Annotated in this window: 21 protein-coding genes; 11 read left to right on the top strand and 10 right to left on the bottom strand. The window is 65.9% G+C overall.

Going from position 1 to position 23,138, the window contains the following annotated elements:
- Positions 1-251 precede the first annotated feature (251 nt).
- The 3 genes from KVP70_RS28195 to KVP70_RS28205 are packed head-to-tail and all read right to left on the bottom strand — an operon-like array spanning position 252 to position 2,886.
- Positions 252-1,604, bottom strand: coding sequence for a hybrid sensor histidine kinase/response regulator (locus KVP70_RS28195; protein WP_217945717.1), 1,353 nt, complete (start codon positions 1,602-1,604; stop codon positions 252-254).
- 56 nt (positions 1,605-1,660) lie between these two features.
- Entirely contained in the window at positions 1,661-2,407 is a 747-nt protein-coding gene (locus KVP70_RS28200; protein ID WP_217945718.1) for a 2OG-Fe dioxygenase family protein, read from the bottom strand.
- A gap of 8 nt (positions 2,408-2,415) precedes the next feature.
- Entirely contained in the window at positions 2,416-2,886 is a 471-nt protein-coding gene (locus tag KVP70_RS28205; RefSeq protein WP_217945719.1) for a MarR family winged helix-turn-helix transcriptional regulator, read from the bottom strand.
- A gap of 129 nt (positions 2,887-3,015) precedes the next feature.
- On the opposite strand from KVP70_RS28205, the gene KVP70_RS28210 reads away from it, so the two are divergent.
- Positions 3,016-4,128: an HD-GYP domain-containing protein gene (locus KVP70_RS28210; RefSeq protein ID WP_217945720.1), complete on the top strand. Its 1,113-nt coding sequence runs from the start codon at positions 3,016-3,018 to the stop codon at positions 4,126-4,128.
- A 13-nt stretch (positions 4,129-4,141) separates the two neighbouring features.
- Positions 4,142-6,082, top strand: a complete 1,941-nt coding sequence (locus KVP70_RS28215; protein ID WP_217945721.1) for a CHASE domain-containing protein — start codon at positions 4,142-4,144, stop codon at positions 6,080-6,082.
- Here KVP70_RS28215 and KVP70_RS28220 read toward each other — a convergent pair.
- Both KVP70_RS28220 and KVP70_RS28225 read right to left on the bottom strand, forming a co-directional pair.
- A complete protein-coding gene (locus KVP70_RS28220; RefSeq protein WP_217945722.1) occupies positions 6,073-6,888 on the bottom strand; it encodes a TIM barrel protein in 816 nt (271 codons plus the stop codon). The genes KVP70_RS28215 and KVP70_RS28220 overlap by 10 nt on opposite strands.
- Positions 6,888-7,727, bottom strand: a complete 840-nt coding sequence (locus tag KVP70_RS28225; RefSeq protein WP_217945723.1) for a phytanoyl-CoA dioxygenase family protein — start codon at positions 7,725-7,727, stop codon at positions 6,888-6,890. The genes KVP70_RS28220 and KVP70_RS28225 overlap by 1 nt, the downstream gene beginning before the upstream one ends.
- Before the next feature lie 107 nt (positions 7,728-7,834).
- Between KVP70_RS28225 and KVP70_RS28230 the strand changes: the two genes are divergently transcribed.
- Positions 7,835-8,782: a LysR family transcriptional regulator gene (locus KVP70_RS28230; protein ID WP_229225148.1), complete on the top strand. Its 948-nt coding sequence runs from the start codon at positions 7,835-7,837 to the stop codon at positions 8,780-8,782.
- A gap of 232 nt (positions 8,783-9,014) precedes the next feature.
- Here KVP70_RS28230 and KVP70_RS28235 read toward each other — a convergent pair whose 3' ends face one another.
- Positions 9,015-10,088: a M29 family metallopeptidase gene (locus KVP70_RS28235; protein ID WP_217945724.1), complete on the bottom strand. Its 1,074-nt coding sequence runs from the start codon at positions 10,086-10,088 to the stop codon at positions 9,015-9,017.
- 163 nt (positions 10,089-10,251) lie between these two features.
- Between KVP70_RS28235 and KVP70_RS28240 the strand changes: the two genes are divergently transcribed.
- The 3 genes from KVP70_RS28240 to KVP70_RS28250 all read left to right on the top strand — a co-directional run bounded on the left by KVP70_RS28240 (position 10,252) and on the right by KVP70_RS28250 (position 11,634).
- On the top strand, positions 10,252-10,698 hold the full coding sequence (locus KVP70_RS28240; protein WP_217945725.1) for a hypothetical protein: 447 nt from the start codon (positions 10,252-10,254) through the stop codon (positions 10,696-10,698).
- A 40-nt stretch (positions 10,699-10,738) separates the two neighbouring features.
- Positions 10,739-11,206: a cache domain-containing protein gene (locus KVP70_RS28245; RefSeq protein WP_217945726.1), complete on the top strand. Its 468-nt coding sequence runs from the start codon at positions 10,739-10,741 to the stop codon at positions 11,204-11,206.
- 74 nt (positions 11,207-11,280) lie between these two features.
- The gene (locus tag KVP70_RS28250; protein WP_217945727.1) at positions 11,281-11,634 is read left to right on the top strand and encodes an apolipophorin; all 354 of its coding nucleotides are present in this window, start codon (positions 11,281-11,283) and stop codon (positions 11,632-11,634) included.
- A gap of 3 nt (positions 11,635-11,637) precedes the next feature.
- Here the strand turns inward: KVP70_RS28250 and KVP70_RS28255 are convergent, their stop codons facing one another.
- From KVP70_RS28255 to KVP70_RS28270, 4 genes are all read right to left on the bottom strand, one after another.
- Positions 11,638-13,788 carry a tetratricopeptide repeat-containing diguanylate cyclase gene (locus KVP70_RS28255; protein ID WP_217945728.1) on the bottom strand — a complete coding sequence of 717 codons (2,151 nt, stop codon included), beginning with the start codon at positions 13,786-13,788 and terminating at the stop codon, positions 11,638-11,640.
- Between the two features lie 191 nt (positions 13,789-13,979).
- Positions 13,980-15,782, bottom strand: a complete 1,803-nt coding sequence (locus tag KVP70_RS28260) for an ABC transporter ATP-binding protein (protein ID WP_217945729.1) — start codon at positions 15,780-15,782, stop codon at positions 13,980-13,982.
- Positions 15,772-17,550, bottom strand: a complete 1,779-nt coding sequence (locus KVP70_RS28265; protein WP_217945730.1) for an ABC transporter ATP-binding protein — start codon at positions 17,548-17,550, stop codon at positions 15,772-15,774. Before KVP70_RS28265 ends, KVP70_RS28260 begins: the two co-directional genes overlap by 11 nt.
- A 65-nt stretch (positions 17,551-17,615) precedes the next feature.
- Entirely contained in the window at positions 17,616-18,359 is a 744-nt protein-coding gene (locus KVP70_RS28270; protein ID WP_217945731.1) for a phasin family protein, read from the bottom strand.
- A 259-nt stretch (positions 18,360-18,618) separates the two neighbouring features.
- Here KVP70_RS28270 and KVP70_RS28275 point away from each other — a divergent pair, with 259 nt between their 5' ends.
- The 5 genes from KVP70_RS28275 to KVP70_RS28295 all read left to right on the top strand — a co-directional run bounded on the left by KVP70_RS28275 (position 18,619) and on the right by KVP70_RS28295 (position 23,111).
- Positions 18,619-18,870: a DUF2164 domain-containing protein gene (locus KVP70_RS28275; RefSeq protein ID WP_116990587.1), complete on the top strand. Its 252-nt coding sequence runs from the start codon at positions 18,619-18,621 to the stop codon at positions 18,868-18,870.
- Between the two features lie 25 nt (positions 18,871-18,895).
- Positions 18,896-20,191, top strand: coding sequence for an amidohydrolase family protein (locus tag KVP70_RS28280; RefSeq protein ID WP_217945777.1), 1,296 nt, complete (start codon positions 18,896-18,898; stop codon positions 20,189-20,191).
- A 27-nt stretch (positions 20,192-20,218) separates the two neighbouring features.
- Positions 20,219-20,740 carry a GNAT family N-acetyltransferase gene (locus KVP70_RS28285; RefSeq protein WP_217945732.1) on the top strand — a complete coding sequence of 174 codons (522 nt, stop codon included), beginning with the start codon at positions 20,219-20,221 and terminating at the stop codon, positions 20,738-20,740.
- On the top strand, positions 20,737-21,252 hold the full coding sequence (locus KVP70_RS28290; protein WP_217945733.1) for a GNAT family N-acetyltransferase: 516 nt from the start codon (positions 20,737-20,739) through the stop codon (positions 21,250-21,252). Before KVP70_RS28285 ends, KVP70_RS28290 begins: the two co-directional genes overlap by 4 nt.
- Positions 21,253-21,467: 215 nt before the next feature.
- Complete coding sequence (locus KVP70_RS28295; protein ID WP_217945734.1) at positions 21,468-23,111, top strand: methyl-accepting chemotaxis protein; 1,644 nt, start codon at positions 21,468-21,470, stop codon at positions 23,109-23,111.
- Positions 23,112-23,138: the final 27 nt, after the last annotated feature.

Consider the following 23,138-nt stretch of genomic DNA (forward strand, 5'->3'; position numbering starts at 1 on the left):
TCTGACATTCGGACACGGCCTCTGCCGTAGCTGCAGCTACGGCAGAGGCCGTGTCCGAATGTCAGACTTGACCCCCGTAGGAAATGACCCCCGTAGGAAAAGGCAAAAAAAACGCCCGCTACCTTGACGGTGCGGGCTTAATTCCAATGTTCAGCGAACGGTTGGAGGAGACAGTTCCAACTATATGCCGGTTCATGCTGCGGTGCAATACCGTAGAACTACGGTGTCGAAGCTTCTACAGTATGAAAAAGTCAAACTTTATGCGGCAGCGCCAGCGTGAACGTGCTGCCCTGGCCGAAATCGCTCTTGAAGAACAGCGAGCCGCCGATCAGGTTGGCCAGGTTCTGGCACAGGTACAGGCCCAGGCCCGCGCCTTCGGCGTGGCGGGTCGAGGTCGAGTCCAGCTGCGAGAAGGCCTGGAATAATTTGGCCTGGTCTTCCTCGCGGATGCCGGCGCCGCTGTCGGCCACCGCGAATTCGACGATGCCGCGGCCTTCGCCCGGGCGCTTGGACAGCGTGACCCGCACCTTGCCACTCTCGGTGAACTTGATGGCGTTGTTGGCCAGGTTGAGCAGGATCTGCGTCAGCGCGCGGCGGTCGGTTTCCAGCACGATGGCTTCTTCGACCAGCTCCACCTCCAGTTGCAGCCCCTTTTGCAGCGCCAGCGGGCGCAGCGTGTCGACCACGTCGTTGACCAGGTGCTGGCACTGCACCGACTCCAGCTCCAGCGTGACCTTGCCGGCTTCGATCTTGGCCACGTCCAGGATGTCGTTGATCAGCGAGAGCAGGTGGCGCGCGCTGGTGCGGATGGTGTTGAGCTGCTTGTCCTGCTCCACATTCAGCGGGCCGGGGAGCTTCATCAGCAGCGCGCCGGTGAAGCCGATGATGGCGTTGAGCGGGGTGCGCAGCTCATGCGACATGTTGGCGATGAAGGCCGATTTCATCCGGCTCGCCTCGGCCAGCTCCAGGTTCTTCAGCGCGATTTCGCGGTTGATGGTTTCCAGCTCGCCGGCGTGGTGCGCCAGCCGCATATTCAGTTCGATCACCTGGCGCTCGCGCGCCTGCAGCTCGCTGTTGACCTGCACCGCCTGTTCGTAGGTGGAAATCAAAAGGTCGAGGATCTGCTGGCGCTCGGCGTTGATGAAGTGCTTCTGGTCGCCCAGGTACAGGGCGATGCCGATCTCCATGTTCTGGTTCTTGCGCAGCTTCTGGTTCATCAGCATGTGGCCGATGCGGTTGAGCAGATAGTCTTCGGCGTAGGGCTTGCGGATGAAGTTGTCGGCGCCGCATTCGATGCCGCGGATGATGTCTTTCGGGTCCATCAGCGACGTCACCAGGATCACCGGGATGTCGCGCAGCTCGGGATCGGCCTTGATGGCGCGGCACAGCGTGTAGCCGTCCATCTCCGGCATCACGATGTCGGACAGCACCAGGTGCGGCTTGCGCTCGCGGATCGCATCGAGCGCCAGCTGGCCGTTGCCGGCCACGCGGGCGCCGTAACGCATCGACTGGATCAGGCGGCGCAGGCGCTCGGCCTGGGTCGGGCTGTCTTCTACGATGAGGATTTCGATTTCGTCGGGCTGAATTTCGTAGCTGGTGTCCACGGACCACCCTCCTGAATGCGTATATCGGCTGGTGTGACTATATCGGATTTAATCCGTCAGGGGGGACTTTCCTGTCCCTGGAAACCGCCGGCGCGCCAGGTCAGCACCAGCGTGTCGCGGTGGCCGTGCTCTGCCAGCGGCTGGATCGGCGTCGATTCGTGGATCACGGCCGCGTCGTCCAGCAGCAGCATGGTCCACGGCTCGGTCATGGTGAAGCGCTTGCCGTTCGGTCCATCGGCTTCAAAGATGCGAGTCTCCCCGCCCTTGATCTGCTCCCGGCCGATCAGCAGCACGGCGACGAAATCGACGCCGTCGCGGTGCGCGCCTTCCGGCGTCGGCCGGCCGATGCCGTCGGTGGTGTCGATGCGGAACTGGTGCGCCTCGACGTACCACGGATCGCTGCTGCGGCGCACTGCGCTGCACACCTGGCCGATGCCGCGCAACAGCGCCTGCCACGCGGGCTGCGCCACGGTGGCGCTCTGCATCGGCTCGAACAGGCGGTTCATGCCGCCGTGCAGGGCGTTGTATTCGAGCGGCTGCCAGTGGGCGCGGTGCGCGGTCTGGGTCAGCTCGGCGCCGTTCTGCACGAAGCAGGAATGGCGGCGGCGCCGATAGCGGCCGCCGTCCTTCAGGTAGTTGTCCAGCTCCAGCGCGTCCCAGCTGGGGATCAGCGCGTTGAGCGCGGCCAGCGGCACGCCGGCCAGCGCCGCCACGTCCTGCGGCGGCATGACCGCGTAGCCGTCTTTGCGCAGCGCGTCGGCTACGTGGAGGGGATGGGTGTAGATCGGGTTGGAAGTCGTCATTGGCTCTCTCAGCTGGCGGACATCAGGCTGGCACGCAGCGCGTCCAGTTGCTGCTTCATGCCGACCACTTCATCCAGCGTGCACTTGGTCGCTTGCAGGATGGACGGCGGCAGCTTGGCCGCCTCGTGGCGCAGCGCGTCGCCGTGCGGCGTCAGCGTGATGATGACCTGGCGCTCGTCGCTGGCGGCGCGGGTGCGGGTCAGCAGCTCGGCCGCCTCCATGCGCTTGAGCAGCGGCGTCAGGGTGGCCGAATCGAGGAACAGGCGCTCGCCCACCTCCGACACGGTCAGCTCGTTTTTTTCCCACAGCACCATCATCACCAGGTACTGCGAATAGGTCAGGCCGAGGCCGCGCAACAGTTTGCGGTACAGCTTGCTCATCGCCAGCGAGGTCGAATACAGCGCAAAGCAGAGCTGGCCGTCCAGCTGGGGGACGGCCGAGGCTGCGGCGGACGGGGCGGGGGGTGTTTTGGTATCCATGCGCACAGTATAGGTAGTGCACTATACAATTGCAAGCTAGGCGAGAAAAAATGTTTTGCGGGCAAATTCCGCCGGCGGTTATCATCTATCATGCTAGCGATAGAGACCAATCTCAGGGAGTAGTGGCGGATGAACATCAAAAAGGCCATCGTGCTCGTCGTTGACGAGGCGCCGGACAACCTGATCTTGATGCACGGGCTGCTGCAAGACCAGTACGAGGTCAAGCTGGCCAACCATGGCGGCGCCGCGCTGGCCATCATGCAGCAGGTGCCGCGTCCGCATCTGGTGGTGCTCGATGCGGCGCTGCCGGAAGTGGACGGCTACAGCGTGTGCCAGCAGCTCAAGTCCAGCCCGGACACGGCCGACATTCCCGTCATCTTCCTGCAAGACCAGGCCGACGAGGCGCGCGCCTTGATCGAGGGCGGCGCCGACGTCGTGCTCAAGCCCATCGTCGGCGAAGTGCTGCGCGCGCGGGTCGATACGCATCTGCAACTGCGCCATTCGCGCGAACTGCTCAAGCAGCAGCGCAACCTGCTGGAACACGTGGTCGAGGAAGTCACGGCGGAGCTGAGCCAGATGCTCGACGCGATGATCTGGGCGCTGGCCTCGCTGGCCGAAACGCGCGAATACGAAACCGCCAACCATCTGCGCCGCGTGCAGCACTACGTGGCCGCGCTGGGGCGCCAGCTGCAATCGCACAAGCGCTTCCAGGAGGAGCTGAGCGAGGCCAATATCAAGTCGCTGTTCAAGGCCGCGCCGCTGCACGACATCGGCAAGGTGTCGATTCCGGACGCCATCCTGCTCAAGCCGGACCGCCTGACGGACGAGGAATTCGCCGTCATGAAGCTGCACACCGTGTACGGGCGCGACGCCATCGTCAACGTCGAGCACCACCTGGGCTACACCAACACCTTCCTGCGCTACGCGCGCGAAATCACCTGGTCGCACCAGGAGAAGTACGACGGTTCCGGCTATCCGCAAGGCCTGGTGGGCGATGCGATCCCGATGTCGGCGCGGCTGATGGCGGTGGCCGACGTCTACGATGCGCTGATCTCCAAGCGGGTCTACAAGCCGGCCTTCACTCACGAGACGGCGATGGAGATGATACGGCAGGGCAGCGGCGAGCATTTCGATCCCGACGTGGTCGACGCCATGCTGACCATCGAGGAAGAGTTCATGGCCATCGCCGAGCGTTACAGCGATCACGCGCCCGGCGGCGCGGCGCCGGAAATAGCCGGATAGGCGGCGCCGCCAAATGAAACGATCGCGCGGCTACCTGGCGTTCTTTCTTGGCATATTCCTCACCGCCGCGACCTGCTATTTCGTGGTCGTGACGCAGCGCCAGCAGGTGCAGGCGAACTTCCAGCGCGATGCCGACAAGGTGGCGCGCGACGCCGAGGTGCGGCTGCAAACCTATTTCGACATGCTGCTCGGTATCAAGGGCGTGTACGCGCTGGAAGACCGCATCGACCGCGGGAGTTTTCACCGCTTCGTGGCGGAGCTCAAACTGGACCGGCGCTATCCCGGTTTCCAGGCGATCCAGTTCGTGCGGGTGGTGCCGGACGCGCAGCTGGCCGCGTTCAGCGCCGCCGTCAAGGGCGACACCGCCATCGAGGCCGCCGGCTACCCCGGTTTCCAGGTGCATCCGGCCAGCCGCCGCGATCCGCACTACATCATCGAATACACCGAACCGCTGAAAGGCAACGAGAACGCCTTCGGCCTGGACCTGGGCGCGCTGGCGCCGCACCTGAAGGCGCTGGAGCTGGGGCGCGACAGCGGCGAGATCGTCGCCACCGAGCGCATCACGCTGGTGCAGGACGCCAGCGGCCAGCCGGGCTTCGTGGCGCGGGCGCCGGTCTACCGCGCGGCGATGCCGTTGCAGACGGCCGAGCAGCGGCGGGCCGCGCTGTTTGGTTTTGTCGCCATCGTTTTCCGCGTCAATACGCTGATGCGCGAGGTGGTCGATGCGCCGCTGCTGGAGCATATGCGGGTGCGCATAGCCGATGACGGCTACTACGACAGCAAGGACGCGCCGCCCTCCGGCGCCGACGCGCTGCTCTACGACAGCGCCGCCCTGGCCGCGATCCGCCAGCCGCGCGGCGCTGCGCTGGAGGGGCTGTCGTCGCAAAAGGCCTTGATGGTGGGGCAGCGCCGCTGGCAGTTGCGCATTGAAGGCTATGCCGGCGCGCGTTACAGCAGTTCGCCGCTGCCGGTGCTGCTGATCGGCGTGGTCGGCCTGATCATCAGCGCGCTGATCGCGGCCCTGCTGGTGTCGACCCGGCGCGTGATCGACGCCAAGCACGGACTGGAATACAGCCTGGCCGAACTGGAACGGCAGAAGAGCAATGTGGAGCAGGCGCGCAGCGATCTGTCGGTGGTGGCGGAAACGCTGAAGCAGGCGCAGACCAATCTGCTGACGTCGGAGAAGATGGCGTCGCTGGGCGCGCTGGTGGCCGGCGTGGCGCACGAACTGAATACGCCGATCGGCAACAGCCTGTTGACGGCCAGCGCCCTGAGCGACATGGTGCGCGATTTCGAGCGGCGCCTGGCCGCCGACGGCGGCTTGAAACGCTCGGTGCTGGAGGCGCACCTGGCCGACGCCCGCAAGGCTTGCGACATCATGGGCAGCTCGCTGATGCGGGCGGCGGACCTGATCACCTCCTTCAAGCAGGTGGCGGTGGACCAGGCCAGCGGCCAGCGGCGCCGCTTCCGGCTCGACGAGGTGGTGCACGACACGCTGGCCACTTACGCGGCGCAGCTGCGGCGCAATGGCTGCGCGGTGCACGTCGACGTGCCGGCGGGGCTGGAGTTCGATTCCTATCCGGGCAGCTTGAGCCAGGTGCTGAGCAATTTGATCGGCAACGCGCTGCTGCACGGCTTCGACGGCCGCGATGGCGGCGCCATCACCGTCGTGGCGCGGCACGAGGAGGTCGATACGGTGACGCTGACCTTCGCCGACAACGGCGTCGGCATGACGGCCAGCACGCTGCACAAGGTGTTCGATCCCTTCTTCACCACCAAGCTGGGACAGGGCGGTTCGGGGCTGGGGATGAATATCGTTTATAACATTGTCACCGGCATGCTGCGCGGGACGATACGGGTCGAATCGGAACCCGGCAGGGGCACCACCGTCACGCTGGTGCTGCCGATGCGGGCGCCGGAAGGCGCGCCGCAAGAGCCGGCGCTTCAGCTGTAACGTCGGCGCAGCAGTTCCAGCATCCCCACGTTCAGCTCCCAAGCATTGGAGATTTCCTTTTGCGTGTAGGGCAGCGTTTGCGTGTACGGCACCGGGCCGAATTCCGGCGTCAACGTCATGCGCGGCGCACCGGCGGCGCGGCGCAGCCGTATCACTTCATCCCACCACGACAGGTGCGCTGCCAATGCGGCCTGCGATTCCGGCGCGCGGAAGTCGGCCACCTGCGGCCCTTGCGGGTGGCCGACGCGGGCGTGGATGTGGCGCACGCGCGGCAGCGTCGCGGCCAGCGTGTGCGGCTGGTCTTCCAGCAGCGATTCGCAGGCGCAGCACCAGTGCGACAGGTCGGCCGTCAGCTGCAGCTCCGGCAGCTGCTCCAGGTAGGGCAGCAGCAGCATCGGGTGGCCGCTGAAACGGCTGCGGTGGATTTCATGCACGATCGGCACGCCGTGCTGGCGCGAGATGGCGGCCGCCAGTTCCAGCAGCTCGCGGTTCTGCGCCGGCGTGAAGTAGTCCTTGCCGGTGTGCGAGTTGACGTGCAGCGGCCTGGCGGCGCAGGCGTTGTGCAGCAGTTCGGCCAGCGCCGCGCGGTGCGGCTCGAAGGCCGGATGGAACACTGTCTCCCATTGGGCGGCAATCAGTCCCAGGCCGGCGGCGGCGATGCGGCCGGTCCAGTCGTCGCGGGCGGCGGCGTCCAGCGGCAGCGACATTTCGATGCCGTCGAAGCCCGCCTGCCTGACGCGGTCGATGAACACCTGCGGCGCCAGTTCGTTGTTGCCCCAGTGGGCGGCGAAAATCTGGATCTGCATTACAGGAAGCCCCGCACCGGGAAGGCGGCGTCGCGCTGTATCCAGTTCTGCGGCGAGTATTCGGTGGCGCCGTCGGTCACGTGCAGCGTGTAGGCGTGGCGCGAGACGGTCGAGCGGTTCGGCGCGCTGTAGTGCGGCAGCAGGCCATGGAAGCATACCAGGCTGCCGGCCTTGCATTCGAGCGGCACGGCGGTGCTGTCGTCGGGCCAGGGCAGGTCGCTCAGCTTTTCCATGCGCACCTCGTCGCCGTCGCGCAGGAAGCGCTCGCGCATCGGGCCGCGATGGCCGCCCGGCTCGGCCCACATGCAGCCGTTTTGCAGGGTGGCGTCTTCCAGCGCGAACCAGAAGGTGGTCACGCTGACCGGATCGGTGTCGAAGTAGGTGGCGTCCTGGTGCCAGCGCACTTCGCCGCCGATGCCGGGCTGCTTGAAGATGTACATCGACTGCCAGACCTGGGCGTCGGCCAGGCCCAGGTCGCGCGCCACGGCGGCCAGCCGCACGTCGGTGGAGAAGCCGCGGAACACCGGGTCCAGGTCGTGCATGGCATGGCCGATCTTGTTGATCGACAGCGCCTTGTCCTGTTTCAGCTGGCCGTCCGGGCCGAAGGCTTCTTCCTCGAAGAAGCAGCGCACGGTGTTGTCGGAGCCGAGGAAGTAGTCGTCGGTGGTCTTTTCCTGCTCGATGGTGCTGAAGATGCCGGTCCTGGCGTTCGGGTCGAATTCGTTGACAATCTGCGCCGCCCGCGCGCGCAGCGTGGCGATCTCCTGCGGCGTCTTGAAGTTGGGCAGGACGATGTAGCCGTCGCGTTGATATTGTTGTTTTTGTGCGTCTGTCAGCATGGCGGGCTCCCTGGGGCGTGATTCGATGTGCCATTGTAGGTTGCGCGCGCTTGCCAAACAATCCGCAAAGGGTTGACACATTGTCTCCAGAATGAAGACAATGTGATATGGATCAATTACGTGCGATGGAGATTTTTATCGAGGTGGCGCGGCAGCGCAGCTTCAGCGAGGCGGGCCGCCGCCTGGGGCTGACGCGCGCCATGGTCAGCAAGCATATCCTGCAACTGGAGGACAAGCTGCAGGCGCGCCTGCTGCATCGCTCGACCCGCGAGGTTAGCCTGACCGACGCCGGCCAGGCCTATCTGGCGCCGTGCATGGCGACGGTGGTGCAGTCGCAGGAGGCGGCGCGGGCGCTGAGCCAGGCCACCCAGGCCGGCGCCGAACTGGCGGGGCCCTTGCGGATACAGGCGCCGTCCAGTTTCGGCAGCGAGTGGCTGGCCGACGCGGTGGCGCGTTTCAGCCTGCCGCATCCGCAGTTGTCGCCCTTGCTGTACGTGGATGACGCGCTGCTCGATCCGATCGAGCATGGATTTGATTTGACCATACGGGTGGGCGGCATCCCGGACGTGCATGCGCTGGCCATGCGGCCGCTGGCGCCGTGCCGCGGCGTGCTGTGCGCGTCGCCGGCCTACCTGGCGCGCCACGGCGTGCCGCAGACGCCGCAGGACCTGCATCAGCACCGCTGTCTGCATTTCAGCCACCTGACCGACGGCACACAGTGGCATTTCGCGCGCGGCGAGGAGCGGCAGTCGGTGCGGGTGCAGGCGGCGTTCACGGCCAACAATGGGCTGGTGTTGCAGCAGGCGGCGCAGCGCGGGCTGGGCATCGTCTACAACACCACCTTCCTGGCGTGGCGCGCGCTGCTGGAGGGGACGCTGGTGCCGGTGCTGGCCGATTGGGAGCTGCCGCTCAATCATCTGAGCGCGCTGTATCCGGCCAGCCGACAGCCGTCGGCCAAGGTGCGGGCGCTGATCGATTTCCTGGTGGCCGAATACCAGCCGGTGCCGCCGTGGGACCGGGAGCTGGCAACGTCCGGGTTGTTGGCGTTGACTTAAAGGGGTTTCGAAATGGGCAGGGCATAGGCGTGCACCTGCGCGGTCATTGTGGCATTCATTCGATTTTCTCCCCTATTTTTTTCGGCTTTCCCCAATTTAGCCCGGCAAATTCGGAAATAGCCCGATGCTTGAAAAAATCGAAGAAAATCGAAGAGAAAATCGGGCGTTTGCTACAAGGAGCGGGGCGGCGTACCCCAAGTGCATATGCCTCAGGGCAGCTGAGCGCGCCGATTCAGGTCGCGGCCACCTGCCAGGCGCCGTCGCGGTAGACCAGTTCATCGTCGAGGTAGACCGCCTCGGTCACGGCGAACACGTCGACGTGGTAGCGCGCGTCCTTGCGCTTGAACTGCGGCTTGGCGTAGACACCGTGCTTGGCGCCCAGCGACAGGTGGATGCCGCACATGCGCTCAAAGGTGCCGATGTCGTTGACCATGCAGTCGCGCGAGAAGGCGCGGTTCATGCCGAAGCCCAGCTCGCGCAGCCACACCTCGCCCTCGTGCGCGCGGATGATGGCCAGCATGTTGTCGAATTCCGGCGTGGCGTTGTCGGCGCCCACCACGCGGCCTTTTTCGACGATCAGCGTGACCGGCGTGGCCGGCTGGTTGACCATGAACGAGGTGTCGCCGAACACGAAGATCCGCACCCGGCCGTTGACCGCCTCCAGGTCGCGCGCCTCGGTGAACACTTCGCCCAGCGGGAACTGGCCGCCGATGTTGTTCATGCCGCTGTAGTCGCCGATATTGAGCTTGGCCGATTCGAACGGCGAGCCGAACACCAGCCGCTCGCCGTCGCCGCTGTCGACCACGCCGTGCTGCGCGCGGTCGATGCGCGCCTTGAGCGCGTGGCCGACGCCGCGGTAGTAGGCCGGGTCGTAGGCCAGCGAGGCGATGTAGTGCAAGCCCTGCTCGCCCGGCATGCGCGACAGGTGCACATGCTCGATCACCTTCAGGCCGCGCTTGAACAACTCGATGCGGATGCGGAACGCTTCCAGCCGGAAGCTGGTCGACTGGATCAGCACCACCAGGTCGCCGGCGTGCATGCGGGCGAAGGCGGCCAGCACCTGCTCCGGCGTGGTGCTGTCGAAATCGACGAAGACCGCGTCCGGCACCACGCGGCGGTAGGCCTCGGTCAGGGCGCGGTTGAGGTCGCTGCGGGTGTCGTAGACGATCAGCGCCGCCTGCGGCGCGGCGTGGGCGATCGCCAAGGCCAGCGTGTCGCCGACATTGCGCTGCGCCGTGTCGACCGCGTGCTCGGGAATGGCGCCGTAGCGGGAGATTACTGGGGCGGGCAGGGGAGACGACGTCATGGCGCGGCGCTAAAAAGGGATCAGCCCGCATTATAAAGGCAGAAGCCGCCCCATTACCCGTAACGCCACGCCGGCGCGGTTTCTCCTTGTAATGGGCTGGGACGCGATATAGAATCTCAAATATAGCCTAGCAGCAACTCCGACGATAACAACAGGAAACGTGATGAGCGTAATAATGGGACAGGATTTGCCGTTGGAGCGACCGGACACCACCGGCCGCGCCGCGTTGTTCGTGCCGACCGCGAACATCAAGGACGACGTGCTGGAAACCGTGCGCAAGGGAGCGGCGATCGTCGGCTTCGGCAATCACGACCGCACCTTGACCATCTACTACGAAAGCAACCGCTTCAACGAGGTCAACCTGGTCAAGTGGGAGCAGAAGGCGCGCAAGGCCTTCGAGCGCCTGGCCGAGAACCTGCCGACCGTCTCCAAGATGGTGAGCCGGCCGGAGAACTTCGAGCAGGTGGGCTACATCAGCAGCAAGGGCATCCTGATCCGCCGCATGGAAAAGCTGATGAAGTGGCTGGAGACGTCGGATGCGATGGACAGCGCGCCGGCATCGGAAAACATCGTCTTCGCGCCGCCGCCCCCGCCCAAAAAGATCACCTGACACGCCGCAGCCGCGGCGCTCACCATACCGGAGATACACGATGAAGCATCTGTTCCAGTTCCTGTTTGCCGCCGCACTGACCCTGAGCCTGACCGGCGCCGCCACGGCGCAGGACGCGCCCAAGCGCGGCACCGCCGACGAGGCGGTGGCGATGGTCAAGCGCGCCGGCGAGTATCTGCAAAAGAACGGCAAGGACAAGGCGGTGGCCGCGTTCAACGATCCCAAGGGCGACTTCATCCAGGGCGACCTGTACGTGTTCATGTTCGACAAGGCCGGCGTGGCGCTGGCGCACGGCCAGAACCCCAAGATGGTCAACAAGAACCTGATGGAGCTGAGCGCCGGCGGCGTCTATCCGATCAAGGAATTCCTCAAGATCGGCGCCAGCCCGGCCGGCAAGGGCTGGGTCCAGTACATGTGGCCGAACTCGATCAGCAAAAACCTCGAAGAGAAAAACACCTACGTCGAAAAAGTCGGCGAATATGTCATCGGCGTGGGCATCTACAAATAAGCGCCTGCCGTGCGCTACGCCGGGTCGCGGCGTTGTATGCTGTCAGAAATGTTTGGTTCCTTGAGGAGACGATGATGACGGCGATGACAACGGTACGCGGCGCGGCCGCCGCTTTGGTGGTGCTGGCGCTGCTGGGCGGCTGCCAGAAGAAGGATGACAGCGTGGCCGGTCCGGCTGAAACGGCGGGCCGCAAGCTCGACCAGGCCACCGACAAGGCCGGCCGCCAGCTGACCGAGGCCGCGCAACAGGCCAACCAGCAGATCACCGACGCCGCCAAGGAAACCAGCCAGCAAATCAACAAGGCCACCGACGCCGCCGGTGACAAGCTCAACCATGCAACCGAGGAAGCCGGCAAGAAGCTGGAACAGGCCGGCACCAAGCTGCAGGAAAAAGCCCGCGAACGCGAAGCGTCCAGCCCCGCCAAGTAGACCTCAGTGGCCGTTCTTGTGGGCCGCGTGCTTGAGCGGCACCACGTTGCTGTGCTCTGACGGCGACGGCGGCGGTGTTTCCGGCCCGCCGCCCAGCACCACGCTCAGGTCCACAAAGCCGGCGCGCCACGCGCTCTCCAGGTCCTGCTCGATCGCCTCCATCGACGTCTGATCGAAGTTCTCGAAGCCGCGCACGCCGTAGGCGCGGTTGCGCCCGTGCGACTTGGCCAGGTACAGCGCCATGTCGATCAGGTTGACCGCGCGCTCCCATGGCAGCGGCACGTCGGCCGGCGCCAGCGGGAACGGCGAGAAGCCCACCGACACATTCACCGAAATCTCGTGCTCCTGGTAGCGGATGATCTGCGACGAGATGCCCACCAGGATGCGGCGCGCGATCTCGTCGACGCCGTGGCGCGGGATCGCCGGCAGGAAGGCCAGGAACTCCTCGCCGCCCCAGCGCACGATCATGTCGGTCTCGCGCAGCACCACGCGCAGGTTCTCGGCGATCATCTTCAGCACGGCGTCGCCGGCGGCGTGGCCGTAGCGGTCGTTGATGTTCTTGAAGTGGTCGACGTCCAGCAGGAACAGGGCGCCGACGATGTCGTCGCCGTGCAGCGTGCGCTTTTCCGCATACGGCTGGTCGGCCTGAATCATGTCGCGCATGAAGTCCTGGAAGTGGCGGCGGTTGTACAGCATGGTCAGGGGATCGAGCGTCGACTGCGCCTTGAGCTCCAGGTTCTTCACCTCCAGCTGGGCGTTGGCGTGCCGCACCTTGCGGTACAACAGCCCGACCACCATCGACGCCAGCGCGAACACCAGGGCCAGCAGCCACCACACGCGCTGCTGCAGGCGGCGGTTGTCGATCTCGGCGCCCTTGACCTGGTTCTCCTTGCTCAGCAACAGGATCTGGCGCTGCTTCTTCTCGGTCTCGTATTTTTCCTGCAGCTCCAGCACCGCCTTCTGGCGCTGCTTCTCGAACAGCTCGTTCGAGATCGCGCGCTCGCGGTGGTAGGCCGACACCGCGCCCGCCAGGTCGCCCACCCGTTCCAGCGCTTCGCCATATTCGCGCAGGGCCGCTTGCAGATCGGGCTTGTTGTTCTCCTGCTCGTAGCGGGCCATGCCCGCCTCGTACTGCTTCTTGCCGTCGGCGATGCGGCCCATGCCCAGGTAGGCCTGGCCCAGGTTGACGCGCGCGGTCGCCTCCACCGACTTGTCGTTGGTCAGCTGGGTCGAGCGCAGCGACTCGTTCGCGTACTGGGCCGCGCGCGGATAGTCGTGCTCCTTCAGGTAGCTGTCCGACAGGTTGACCAGGGTCACGCCTATCATGCGCTCGGCGCCCAGCTTGCGCTCCAGATCCAGGCTTTGCAGCAGCGCGCGCAGGGCGCGCTTGGGCTGGCCGGAATCGATGGCCAGGCCGTACTCGGTGGTCTTGGCGATCGCCATGCGGCCCGGCGAGCGCAGTTTCTCGGTCTCGGTCAGCAGCTCGTCGAGCGCGGCGGAGGCCTTGTCGTATTCCTTCATCTGCGTGTACAGATTGACCAGCGCGTTGAGCGCGCCGAACAGGATCACCGGATCGTCGCTGACCTGGCGCGCCAGGTCGACCCCAATTTGCAGCTTGACCAGCGCGGCCGGGAAGTTGCCCATTTCGGCATAGGACTGGCCGGCGGTGATGACGACCTGCGAACGCAGCGCCAGGTCGGTGCTGGCGGCCGCCACCTTTTCGGCGTCGAAGGACAGCTGGTGCGCGGCCTCGACGTCGGCGCGGTCGAACAGCACGTAGCTCTTGGCCATCATGCCTTTGGCGACGATGGTGTCGTCGTGCAGGGATTTACCGTAGGCGATCAGCTGGTCGGCGGCGGCCATGGCGGCGTCGTTCTTGCCGGAGCGCATATTGGCCACGCTCAGTTGGCTCAGCAGTTCGGCCTGGGTGGCGGGCGGCGCGCCGGCCGCTTCGGACTGCAGCGCGAGCAGCTGCGTCAGGGCCTTTTCCGGCACGAAGCGGCTTTGTTCGCGCACGTCGATGATGCGGGCGTACAGCGAGGACGGCCCGGTTTCGGCTCCGGCCAGCGCCGGCGACAGGACGAGTGCTACAGCGACCGCGACGGCACGCGGTCGCGCGCGGACTAGCCACCCACCATTTCTGAAACCTGCCAACTGACGCTCCCGGTTATCGACTGCGCATGCAAAGTGTCTAGACAATTATATTCTTGTTGCAGACGAGAAAGCCCGTGGAATTGCGATTTTTCACGCGAAATCGCACACTATCCGTGGCGGAATTGGCAATAAAGTGATCGATATGGCCATGCCCCTGGCGCTGTTTTTGCAATGTTGTCAGAAGATGAAAGTCAGGCCGCCAATTGTTGCAGCAGGTAGAGCCGCTGGTACAGGCCGCCGTCTATCTGCATCAGCTGCTCGTGCGGGCCGGTCTCGGCGATGCGGCCGTGGTTGAGCACGATGATGCGGTCGGCGTCGCGGATGGTCGACAGCCGGTGGGCGATGGCGATCACCGTCACCGTGCCGCGCAGCTCGTCGAGCGCGCTCTGCACGATCTGCTCGGTCTGCGAATCGATGTGCGAGGTGGCCTCGTCGAGCAGCAGGATGCGCGGCCGTCCCGCCAGCGCGCGGGCGATGGCGATCAGCTGCTTCTGGCCCACCGACAGGCGCGAGCCGCCTTCGCCCAGCGCGGTGTCGTAGCCTTGTTCGAGCGCGACGATGAATTCGTGCGCGTGCGCGGCGCGCGCCGCCGCCTCGATCTGCGCCGGCGTCAGGCCGCGGCCCATGTCGATGTTCTCGCGCGCCGAGGCGGCCAGCAGGAAGGGGTCTTGCGGCACCAGGCCCACCTCGGCGCGGAAGCGTTCGTTGGCGATGGCGTCGAGCGGCACGCCGTGGATGGCGATGCCGCCGTGCTTGACCGGATAAAAACGCAGCAGCAGCGACAGCAGGGTCGACTTGCCGCTGCCGGTGTGGCCGACGATGCCCACGAAAGCGCCTTGCGGAATGTCCAGCGACAGGTCGTGCAGCACGGTCTGGCCTTGGTTGTAGGCGAAGCTCAGGTGGCGGATGGCGACCGCCGGCGCGTGCGAGTCATTGGCGGCGGCGCGCGCGGTGGCCAGGCCGGTGTCGTGTCCGTGGTCGGCGTGCTCGGTGGCGGTGGCTTCGTCGAGCAGCGTGGCCACGCGCGCGGTGGCCACCACCGATTGCTGCAACTGGCTGAACTGCATGGTGATCTGGATCAGCGGCTCGATCACGCGCGCCAGGTAGCTGATGAAGGCGTACAGGATGCCCACCTCGGCGGCGGTCATCGCGCGCTGGCCGAACAGGTAGATCACGGCCGCCAGCAGGATGATGTTGAACATGTCGAGCGCCGGCCGCAGCAGCCAGGCGTTGGCGCGCAGCTCGGCCAGGCGGGCGGTGTAGTGGTCCTGGTTGGTGGCGGCGAAGCGCCGGCCGAAGCGCGCCTCGGCGTTGTTCGCCTGCAGCACGCTCATGCCGCCGATCGACTCGGCCATCTGGCCGTTGATGTCGCTGCGCAGCGCGCGCGCGCGGGTCACGGCCGGGGCGCTCCAGCGCTGGTACAGCCAGACGATTAGCAGCACCGCCGGCAGCAGCGCCAGCACGATCAGCATCAGGTGCCAGTCCAGCCAGGCCATCGCCGCCACGGTGCCGACCAGCACGATGGTCGAGTCCAGCATCACGAACAGCACCTGGATGTACAGGGTCTTGACGGCCTCGGTGTCGTTGGTGACGCGCGAGACCAGCTGGCCGGTGATGGCGCGGTCGAAGAAGGCCATCGGCAGCAGCAGCACGTGGGTGTAGACCATCTCGCGCAGCCGCATCACCGAGCGCATCGCCAGGCCGGACAGGCGCACCAGCTGCAGGTAGCGCAGGCCGCTGGCGATCCAGCCGGTGAGCACCACGCCGGCCAGCAGGGCGGCCATGCGCGGCCAGTCCAGGTGGTGCGGCAGCAGGTGCTCGTCGATCAGCGCCTTGCCCATGATCGGGCCGGACACCTCCAGCAGCGCGGCCAGCACCAGCCACATGACGGCCCAGCCCAGGTGGTGCTGGTCGGGCAGCGCGGCGCGGCGCAGCAGGGAGAACGCCTGCCAGGTTTGGCGGCGCGCGGAAATCTGTTCTGGCTTAGAGGGCATCGAGACTGGCTTCCAATTGTTGATAGCGCCACTGGCTGGCGTACCAGCCATCCTGCTCCAGCAGTTGTTCGTGGCTGCCGGTTTCGCTGATGCGGCCGTCGCGCAGCACCACGATCAGGTCGGCGTTGACCACCGCGCTCAGGCGGTGGCTGGCGATGACGGCGCTGCGGCCGTTGCGGGCCTGGCGCAGTTCTTCCAGGTGCTGCAGGATGCGCGTCTCGGTGCCGGTGTCGACGGCCGACAGGGCGTCGTCCAGCAGCAGCAGGTCGTTGTCGGCCAACAGCGCGCGGGCGATGGCGACGCGCTGGCGCTGGCCGCCGGACAAGGTGATGCCTTTCTCGCCGACCTCGGTCTCGTAGCCCTGCGCGAACTGCAGGATGTCGTCGTGGATGGCGGCCAGCCTGGCCGCGTGTTCGACCTGGGCGCGGGTGGCGCCGGGACGGGCCAGCGCGATGTTGTCGGCGATCGAGGCCGAGAACAGGAAGGACTCCTGTGGCACCCAGCTGATGGCGGCGCGCAGCGCGTGCAGCGTGTAGTCGTCGAGCGTGTGGCCGCTCCAGCGCACGCTGCCCGATTGCGGCGTCAGCTGGCGCAGCAGCACCCGCAGCAGGGTCGACTTGCCGCAGCCGGTGGGGCCGACCAGGCCGAGCGTCTGGCCCGGCTTGAGTTCCAGCGTGATGCCGGTGAGCGCGGCCATGCTTTGGCTCCCGTTCTGGCCTTCGCCTTGGCCTGGATAGGCGTAGCTGACCTCGTGCAGCGCCAGCGCGCCCGGCGCCACGGCGGCCAGCGTGCCGTGGTCGTCGATGGCCAGCGGCGCGTCCAGCATCGGCTGCAGGCGCTGCCAGGCGGCCTTGCCGCGCTCGATCAGCGACAGCACCCAGCCGGCCGCGAACATCGGCCAGATCAGCTGGCCCAGGTACATGGTGAAGCTGGTCAGCGCGCCGATGGTCAGCTGCTGCTGCCAGACCAGGTAGCCGCCCAGGCCCAGGGTCAGGCCGCCGGCCGCGGTCAGGGTCAGGCCGACCGCCGGTTCATAGGCCGCCTCCCACACCTGTGCGCGCAGGCTGGCGTTGGACGCCTGCCGCGCCAGCTCGCCGAACTGCCGGGCGCTGCGCTGTTCGAGTCCCAGCGCGCGCAAGGTGCGCACGCCGGACAGGGTTTCCTGCACATGGTCGTTGAGGGCGCTGAAACGCTTGAGCGAGTCGGTGGAGGCGGTGTGGATATGGCCGGAGATGTACCAGAACGCCCAGCCCATCAGGGGGAAGGGCAGCAGCGCGATGCAGGCCAGGCGCCAGTCTACGCCGAGCAGCATCACGCCCAGCACCATCACCAGGGTCAGCGCGCCGTCGAAGCCGGCCAGCATGGCTTCGCCGGCGGCCATTTCGATGGCGTCGATATCGTTGGTGGCCAGCGCCATCAGGTCGCCGGTGCGCTGGCGCTGGTAGAAGGCCGGGCCCTGCAGGGTGAGGCGGGTGTACAGGCGGGTGCGCAGCGACACGCCCAGCTGGTAGGCGGCGCCATACAGGATCTGGCGCCAGCCGACGCGCAGGAAATAGATGCCGGCGCCGGTCAGCAGCAGCCAGCCGATTTGCCTCAGCAGGGCGTCGCCGCCCAAGGTGTGGGCGGCCAGGCCGTCGATCATGGCGCCGACCTTGCGGGGCACCCAGACGGTGAGAGTGGCGACGCCGGCCAGCATGACGCCGGACACGGCATAGGCACGGCTGTGCTGGCGGACGAAGCCGCCGATCAGCCCGGAAAGATTAGACATGTTGCCTCGGATTAGCGCTTAGGGCGCTAGGATACAACATGCTCGCCGGACGTGCCCGGCAGTGGCTATTTTTTGGATTTGGTGCTGCTCAGCATGTCGAGCTGCTTGCCGGCCGGCTTGGCCTTGGCGGACGGCACCGACTTCAATTCCGGTTTGGCCTCGACGGCGGCGACCGGTTTGGCCGGTGGCGCGGGGAAGGCTGGCTTGGCGGCGGCAACCTTCACTTCGACCGGCGCGGGGGCTTGCTCGGCTGGCGTGGCGGCTTTGGGCTTGGCGGCAACCTTGGCTTCCGGCGCGGCGACCGCTTCGTTGGCCGAGGCCGCGGCTTCGGTGACGACCACCGGCGGCTCAACCACCACCGGGGCGGCGGCTACCGGCGCTGCGGCGACCGGGGCCGGCGCGGCCGGAGCAGCAGCGGCGGCAGCCGGCTTGGCGCTGGCCTTGAGCGCGGTGACCGGCGCGGCGGCCAGGTCGGAGACTTGCTTGATGGTGTACTGGGCGCTCTGGATCAGATCGCTCTGGACGCCGGAGGCAATGCTGTACAGCTCGCGGCCATAGGCCAGCAGGCTGTCGAAGCTGGCCGGCTCGGCGGAGCCCAGGCTGAAGAACTCGCGCGGGTCCTTGGCTTCGAGCAGCTTCTTCGCCGCAGCCGACGACTTTTCCACCGAAGCCTTGGTGGTGCTGATGTTCAGCGCGATGACCTTTTCCGCGCTGTCGACGGCGGTGCTGGCAAACGTGTTGAAGATCTTGAATTGGGCTTCCAACTGGGACTTCGTAGCTGCGGAAAACTGTTCGGTGATCGAAGACATGGTTTCTCCTGAGACGATTAAAATGTCGGTAAAGCTGTGCACGCCGCGCGCATTATGATGCATTGCAATATGCCCATTCTAGCGGTGAAAGTTGGGCTTGGAAAGTTATTTTTTCTGCCATGTCGCAAAGGCCGCAACAAGGAAACATGCCGTGCGGACACAATCTGCGCGAATCTTGATGCATCGCAATGCGCGACGGGAAAAAAGTCTGAATTAGTGCGCCGCAACAAGTTATTCAATTCTGTGAAAAAGGACACGCATGGCCATCAAACTGAACAAGGAAGTCGAGCAACGCCTGCTGGGGTCGATCCAGCGCTACTGCGCCGAGAACATGGACGAAGAGGTCGGCGAACTGAAGGCGCGCCTGTTGCTCGATTATTGTTTGCGCGAAATCGGCCCCTCTGTCTACAATCAGGCCATCCTCGACGCCCAGGCGGCGATGCAGGACAAGATCGCGGAGATCGAAACGATCTGCTACGAGTCGGAGTTTTCATACTGGACCAAAAAATAAGCCGGGAGCGCGGATGGATGCGGTGATCGAGACGGTAATACGGAACGCCAACCTGGCCGACGGACAACGGGGCGTCGACGTCGCCATCGATGGCGGCCGCATCACCGCCATCGGCCGCGCGCTGCCGCTCAAGGGCGCGCACGAGATCGACGCCGGCGGCGACCTGCTCAGCGCGCCGTTCGTCGACGCCCATTTCCACATGGACGCCACCCTGAGCTACGGCCTGCCGCGCGTCAACGCCTCCGGCACCTTGCTCGAAGGCATAGCGCTGTGGGGCGAGCTCAAGCCGGACCTGACCCAGCAGGCGCTGGTCGAGCGCGCGCTGCAATACTGCGACTGGGCCGCCGCGCGCGGCCTGCTGGCGATCCGCTCCCACGTCGACATCTGCGACGACCGCCTGCTGGCGGTGGAGGCCTTGCTGGAAGTGAAGCGCCAGGTCGCGCCCTACCTGGACCTGCAGCTGGTGGCCTTCCCGCAGGACGGCGTGCTGCGCAGCCCGACCGCGCTGGCCAACCTCAAGCGCGCCATCGGCATGGGCGTCGATGTGGTGGGCGGCATCCCGCACTTCGAGCGCAGCATGGCCGACGGCGCCGAGTCGGTGCGCATCCTGTGCGAGTTCGCCGCCGAGCGTGGCCTGATGGTGGACATGCATTGCGACGAATCGGACGACCCCATGTCGCGCCACATCGAAACGCTGGCCTACCACAGCCACCGGCTCGGCCTGCACGGCCGCGTGGCCGGCTCGCACCTGACCTCGATGCATTCGATGGACAACTACTACGTCAGCAAGCTGCTGCCGCTGATACGCGAGGCCGGCGTGGCGGCGATCGCCAATCCGCTGATCAACATCACGCTGCAGGGCCGCCACGACAGCTATCCGAAGCGGCGCGGCATGACGCGGGTGCCGGAGCTGCTGGCGGCCGGCATCGACGTGGCGTTCGGCCACGACTGCGTGATGGACCCGTGGTACAGCCTGGGCTCGGGCGACATGCTGGAGGTGGCGCACATGGGCCTGCACGTGGCGCAGATGACCGGGCAGGACGCCATGCGCGCCTGCTACCAGGCGGTGACGGCGGCGCCGGCCCGCATCCTCGGCCTGTCCGGCTACGGCGTGGCGGTCGGCTGCCATGCCGACCTGGTGCTGCTGGACGCGGCCGATCCGGTGGAGGCGATCCGGCTGCGCGCGGCGCGGCGCCTGGTGATGCGTCGTGGCAGGGTGATCGCCGAGTCGCCGCGCGCGCAGGCGCGCCTGAACCTGCCGGGCCGGCCGCAGACGGTTGACTTCCGGCTGGACTTGCCACGTGAAATCCATGACAATTGAACACTGTTTAACCCGCCTGGAGCCGCTTTGAAAGAAATCGCCATCCGTCCCGCATCGGAAGCCGACTTCGGCGCCATGTGGGAAATCTTCCAGGAACTCATCGCCAGCGGCGACACCTATTACTTCGCCGCCGACACCAGCCGCGACGATTGCCACGCCTACTGGTTCGGCCCCGGCGTGCAATCGTATGTGGCGCTGCTGAATGGTGAGCGCCTGGTCGGCATGTACCGCCTGGTCGCCAACCAGCGCGACCGCGGTTCGCACGTGGCCAACGCCTCGTTCATGGTCAGCCCGGCGGCGCAGGGCGTCGGCGTGGGCAAGCTGATGGGCGGCGATTGCCTGGACCGCGCCCGCGCGCAGGGCTACCTGGCGATGCAGTTCAACTATGTGGTCAGCTCCAACGTCGCGGCCGTGCTGCTGTGGAAGAAGCTCGGCTTCTCCATCGTCGGCACCCTGCCGCGCGCCTACTATCACGCCCACCTCGGCTACGTCGACGTCTACGTCATGTACCAGTTGCTGGACGATCCCTCCCATTGGCCCGACGCATGAAAATACTCGACACCGAACGCCTCACCCTGCGCACCATCGGCGTCGATGACGCCGCGTTTTACTACGAACTGGTCAACGACCCGACCTGGCTGGAATTCATCGGCGACAAGGGCATCCGCAGCATCGAGGGTGCGCGCGACGCCATCCTCGAAGGACCGTGCGCGATGCAAGAGCGCCTGGGCCACTCGCTGTACGTGATGGAGCGCAAGAGCGACGGCGTGGCGCTGGGCTTGTGCGGCCTGATCAAGCGCGACGGCCTGGACGACGTCGACATCGGCTACGCGATCCGCCCGGCCTGGTTCGGCCAGGGCTATACCTACGAGGCCGCCGTGGCGGTGGTGGCCTACGCGCGCGACCAGTTGCGCATGAAGCGCCTGCTGGGCCTGACCGCGCCGGCCAATCTCAACTCCATCCGTCTGCTGCAAAAGCTGGGCCTGGCGTTTGTCGAGCTGCGCAATCTGCCGCCGCATGAACGTCCTACCAATATTTACAGCATCGAGTTCCACGACTAATTACTTGGCGCGTTGCAACTGTGGGAATTCGATAGATTTATCGGCAAGTTCGCTTGGATTTTTTTGCGCGTGGGCGCATGATGGAAGCAAGAATTAAAAGTTGCTTGATCCCCAAAAAACGGCAGCAATTCAAAACTATAAGCCATACGACCGCGCGGTGAGACCTGTGCGCCAGTCATCTTGTACCCATTGAATTTTTACCGAAAGGGCAACTTATGAAACTCGCCAATCTGAAGATAGGCGTGCGCTTGGGATTGCTGGGCGGCTTCTTCTTTGTCGCCCTGCTGATCGTCGCCACCGGCGGCTGGCGCGCGCTCGACTCCAGCAACGCCGGCAACACCGCCGCCATGCAGCGCATGCAAGCGTTGACCCAGGCCATCGACATGGCGCGCAGCGCCCAGGTCGAATTCAAGGTCCAGGTGCAGGAGTGGAAGAACACCCTGTTGCGCGGCAACGATCCGGCCAATTTCGACAAATACAGCAAGGCCTTCGTCAAGGGCGGCGAAACCACCCGCGGCGAATTGCAGAAGCTGAACGCGCTGCTGACCAGGCTGGACTTGAAAACGCCGCTGGTGGACGAGGCGATCGCCACCCAGAACGAACTGGTCAAGCGCTATATGTCGGCGCTGCAGAAATACGATCCCGCCAGCCAGGACAGCGCCCACGTGGTCGACGCGCTGGTCAAGGGCATGGACCGCGAGCCGACCAGGAAAATCGACGACATCGTCGCCTTCATCGGCAAGGAAGCGCAGCGCATGATCGTCGAGATGGAAGACGAGAACAAGGCGGAGCACAGGCGCGCGATGCTGGCCATGGGCATCACCCTGCTGGTGACGCTGGTGGTCGGCTGCGTCACGGTGCTGTGGCTGATCAAGAGCATCACCGTGCCGTTGAACGAGGCGGTCGACATGGCCGAGACGGTGGCCGCCGGCGATCTGAGCAGTGAAGTGCGCGTCAACAGCACCGACGAGATCGGCGCCTTGCTGGGCGCGCTCAAGCGCATGCAGGGCAACCTGAGCGACATCGTCGGCAGGGTCCGCCTGGGCACCGACGCCATCCACGGCGCGGCGGTGGAAATCGCCGCCGGCAACCTGGACCTGTCGGGCCGCACCGAAGAGCAGGCCAGCTCGCTGGAGGAAACGGCCGCCGCGATGGTGGAGCTGACCACCACCGTGCAGCAGAACAACGTCAACGCGGCCGAGGCCTGCAAGCTGGCCGACACCGCCTCCAGTGTGGCGGCCAAGGGCGGCGACGCGGTCGAGCAGATGGTGCGCACCATGGGCTCGATCAATGAATCGTCGCGCAAGATCGTCGACATCATCGGCGTGATCGACGGCATCGCGTTCCAGACCAATATCCTGGCCTTGAACGCGGCGGTGGAAGCGGCGCGGGCCGGCGAGCAGGGACGCGGCTTCGCGGTGGTCGCCTCCGAGGTGCGCAACCTGGCGCAGCGCTCGGCGGCGGCGGCCAAGGAAATCAAGGCGCTGATCGGCGATTCGGTGGGGCGGGTGGAGGCGGGCAGCCGGCTGGTCGGCCAGGCCGGCGAGACCATGGGCGAAGTGGTGGCCAGCGTGCAGCGCGTGACCGCCATCATCGGCGAGATTTCGATCGCCAGCGGCGAGCAGCGCGACGGCATCGAACAGATCAGCATCGCCATCAGCCAGATGGACAGCGTGACCCAGCAGAACTCGGCGTTGGTGGAGCAGGCCGCCGCCGCGGCCGACGCGCTGGAACAGCAGGCGGCCGGACTGTCGGCGGCGGTCAGCGTGTTCAAGCTGCAGGGCCAGCCATCCCACGCCGCGCCGTTTGACACCGCTCAATTGAAAGCGCGAAAACGCTTGGAACTGCTGAGCAATTGATTATCCTTCCCTCTTCCCCGGTGCACC

The organism is Duganella violaceipulchra (assembly GCF_019166075.1).
Classification (GTDB): domain Bacteria; phylum Pseudomonadota; class Gammaproteobacteria; order Burkholderiales; family Burkholderiaceae_D; genus Rugamonas; species Rugamonas violaceipulchra.

Bases quoted from the DNA above. Each gene is read 5' to 3' on its own strand.
- KVP70_RS28200 (WP_217945718.1), bottom strand. From the start codon at position 2,407: ATGACGACTTCCAACCCGATCTACACCCATCCCCTCCACGTAGCCGAC.
- KVP70_RS28205 (WP_217945719.1), bottom strand. From the start codon at position 2,886: ATGGATACCAAAACACCCCCCGCCCCGTCCGCCGCAGCCTCGGCCGTC.
- KVP70_RS28210 (WP_217945720.1), top strand. From the start codon at position 3,016: ATGAACATCAAAAAGGCCATCGTGCTCGTCGTTGACGAGGCGCCGGAC.
- KVP70_RS28215 (WP_217945721.1), top strand. From the start codon at position 4,142: ATGAAACGATCGCGCGGCTACCTGGCGTTCTTTCTTGGCATATTCCTC.
- KVP70_RS28220 (WP_217945722.1), bottom strand. From the start codon at position 6,888: ATGCAGATCCAGATTTTCGCCGCCCACTGGGGCAACAACGAACTGGCG.
- KVP70_RS28225 (WP_217945723.1), bottom strand. From the start codon at position 7,727: ATGCTGACAGACGCACAAAAACAACAATATCAACGCGACGGCTACATC.
- KVP70_RS28230 (WP_229225148.1), top strand. From the start codon at position 7,835: ATGGATCAATTACGTGCGATGGAGATTTTTATCGAGGTGGCGCGGCAG.
- KVP70_RS28235 (WP_217945724.1), bottom strand. From the start codon at position 10,088: ATGACGTCGTCTCCCCTGCCCGCCCCAGTAATCTCCCGCTACGGCGCC.
- KVP70_RS28240 (WP_217945725.1), top strand. From the start codon at position 10,252: ATGAGCGTAATAATGGGACAGGATTTGCCGTTGGAGCGACCGGACACC.
- KVP70_RS28245 (WP_217945726.1), top strand. From the start codon at position 10,739: ATGAAGCATCTGTTCCAGTTCCTGTTTGCCGCCGCACTGACCCTGAGC.
- KVP70_RS28250 (WP_217945727.1), top strand. From the start codon at position 11,281: ATGACGGCGATGACAACGGTACGCGGCGCGGCCGCCGCTTTGGTGGTG.
- KVP70_RS28260 (WP_217945729.1), bottom strand. From the start codon at position 15,782: ATGCCCTCTAAGCCAGAACAGATTTCCGCGCGCCGCCAAACCTGGCAG.
- KVP70_RS28265 (WP_217945730.1), bottom strand. From the start codon at position 17,550: ATGTCTAATCTTTCCGGGCTGATCGGCGGCTTCGTCCGCCAGCACAGC.
- KVP70_RS28270 (WP_217945731.1), bottom strand. From the start codon at position 18,359: ATGTCTTCGATCACCGAACAGTTTTCCGCAGCTACGAAGTCCCAGTTG.
- KVP70_RS28275 (WP_116990587.1), top strand. From the start codon at position 18,619: ATGGCCATCAAACTGAACAAGGAAGTCGAGCAACGCCTGCTGGGGTCG.
- KVP70_RS28290 (WP_217945733.1), top strand. From the start codon at position 20,737: ATGAAAATACTCGACACCGAACGCCTCACCCTGCGCACCATCGGCGTC.
- KVP70_RS28295 (WP_217945734.1), top strand. From the start codon at position 21,468: ATGAAACTCGCCAATCTGAAGATAGGCGTGCGCTTGGGATTGCTGGGC.